The organism is Moorena sp. SIO1F2 (genome assembly GCF_010672755.1).
Lineage (GTDB): Bacteria > Cyanobacteriota > Cyanobacteriia > Cyanobacteriales > Coleofasciculaceae > Moorena.
On sequence record NZ_JAAHFV010000568.1, the window covers coordinates 1 to 2,623 of the forward strand.

Sequence of the window (2,623 nt, forward strand, 5' to 3'; positions counted from 1 at the left end):
CCAATAAGAAGCATGAGAAATTTCTTAATTTATTTAATTGAAAGTGAATAAGATTTCGATTACCCAAAGTTTCAGATCCAATCTAGTAATTGGGATTTAGCAATTCCTGTAGTAATTGTGATAATTTTTGGATCCAGATATGCTGTTCCCTACTCCCTACTCCCTTTGCTATAGAGCATAAACTCCAATACTAATTTTCCATAACACCAAAAACTACTCGGATCTCTTTCCTACTGTTCCCTATTCCCTGTTCCCTATTCCCTAAAAAGGAGAGGATAATAGTAATTATGCCAACATTTGAGGCAGAAGACACAACTAGGCTGAGTTTAGAAAACTACATAGTTTTTGATAGTGACATTGCTTCCGGTGGTCAAGCTATCGAGATTCCCAAAACCAATACTACTGAACAAGGATTCATTCGTTTAACCTGGACAGAAGATGACGGTCCTGCTGGTAACTATAATTTTAAGATTGCCTATTTTGATGAATTAGATGGCCGATCTACCCTGACACTTCGTGTCAACGATATCCCGATTAGTAGATATATTTTCAATAAAAACCCAGGAGAACAGGACAATCCACCCATAGACACACCCAATTCTGGTAATTATATCGGCTTGACTGGTTCTATATTTGATGGTTTATCCAATCCTAATCCTGTCTTTAAAGACGTAGAACTGGCTCCAGGGGATCAGATTGAAATCTCTGCCGTGGCAGATAGTTTGGGGAATCAAACCTATGAACTAGCACGAATAGACGTTATTGAAATAACACCAGCACTGGAAGCTGGCCCAGTTATTACTTTTCCTGAACTTACCATTACCCCTACTGATGGCACATTAGCCGAAACTGTGCCAAAAAGTGGTGGTATCACCATCACCCGTACCGGAGACATTAGTCAAAGCCTAGAGGTAACTTACACGGTCAGTGGCACCGCTAGCCCCTCAGATTACAAGCCCATCCTAACCGGTACCGTTACTATTCCAGAAGGTCAGGAGTCAGTAGATCTCAAGCTCACCCCAATCGCCGATGGAATAGCAGAAGGGGAAGAAACTGTAATTATTACCCTTGAGAATAGTCCCGACTATCAATTAGGTGAGACTCCCAGTGCCACTTTCACCATTACCGACAATGACCAATCCACTATCACCGAGAGTGTGACTATTTTCTGGCGTAATGACGAGACCGGAGTCAATGGTGCTTGGTTGATGGATGGTCTCGACTTAGCTCAAGCCGTAACAATTCATTCACCAACAGAACCAGCCGACAGTCCCTGGCAAATGCAGGGTGCAGGGGATTTCAACAGTGATCAACAACAGGATCTTCTCTGGCGTAATAGCTCTACTGGTGAAACTGGCATCTGGTTGATGGCAGGATCGGTGTTTCAGAATGCAGTGTCCATAACCCCAACTCTAGGCTTAGACTGGGAGATTCGTGGCACGGAAGATTTCAACAGTGATCAACAACAGGATATTCTCTGGCGCAATACTTCCACTGGGGAAAATAAAGTCTGGCTAATGAATGGCACCAATGTCGCTCAGGAGGTGTCCATTCCATCGGAACCAGTCACTAGTATTTGGGAAATGAGGGCAGCGGGAGACTTGGATGGAGATGGTGATGGGGATATTATCTGGCGCAATACTCAAGACCAAACTATTTACTATTGGAGGATGGAAGGGACTCAGTACATTGAATCAGTGTTGATTGACTCACCAATAAGTATTGGTCAGGAGGTAATCCATGGTACCCTCGACATCGATGACAATGGTTTCGATGATATCCTCTGGCGCAATCTCGACGATGGACAAAATAGTGTCTGGCTGATGAATGCTAATGGGTTCGATCGCCTGGAGAGGCTTGAGCCAGTAACTGATCCGAGTTGGCAAAGTTATGTTTAAATACGTAATTTCAATTACCTAAGTATTTAGCCAAGGGCAATCAGCTAAAGCCCTTGGCGCGTTAGCTGATTGCTTACATGTAGAGACGTTATATAGCGTTTACACATGAGATGTAAACCTGTATGGTCTTTTTTTATTGGAGAATAAAACTCCGGATCTGTTTACCCTCTTACCTTTTGCCTCTTGCCTCTTGCCTCTTGGCCTTTGGGAGTATGTTCACAACTCAAATATAAACTATATAGCTATCAATTTTAAATATTTATAAAAGTTCAAGATTTATAAAATAATCATTTTTGCTTAGGACTTACCCAAAACTGGACTCGAAACCCTATCACTCTAAGGGCTATCACTCCAAAGGCCATAAGTAGTAGGTTACCTTATTAAGGCACCTTACCAGTATAATTACTGCCTAAGCCATGTTTATAATAAAACCTATGGTTCGATTATAAACATGGCTTAGTTTTCGATGAAAGATAAACTCAATATTTTTATATTAGTTATTTTCTGGATAGTTATATGTATGTTGTGATCTCTAGCATTTTTCAATTAGGTGAGGTACATAATTTTTGGATTTTAGGGAACAGGGAACAGCGGCTCTGGGAATAGGGAATAGGGAATAGGGAATAGGGAATAGGGAATAGGGAATAGGGAATAGGGAATAGGGAATAGGGAATAGGGAATAGGGAATAGGGAATAGGGAATAGGGAATAGGGAATAGGGAATAG

At 41.5% G+C, this 2,623-nt stretch carries 2 protein-coding genes; one reads left to right on the forward strand and one right to left on the reverse strand.

Features of this window, described 5'->3' with window-relative positions:
- The first annotated feature begins 287 nt into the window (after positions 1–287).
- Positions 288–1,898, forward strand: coding sequence for an FG-GAP-like repeat-containing protein (locus F6J94_RS32815; RefSeq protein WP_293047885.1), 1,611 nt, complete (start codon positions 288–290; stop codon positions 1,896–1,898).
- A gap of 532 nt (positions 1,899–2,430) precedes the next feature.
- Here the strand turns inward: F6J94_RS32815 and F6J94_RS32820 are convergent.
- A partial coding sequence (locus F6J94_RS32820) for a hypothetical protein (protein ID WP_293019396.1) occupies positions 2,431–2,623 on the reverse strand: 193 nt, incomplete at its 5' end.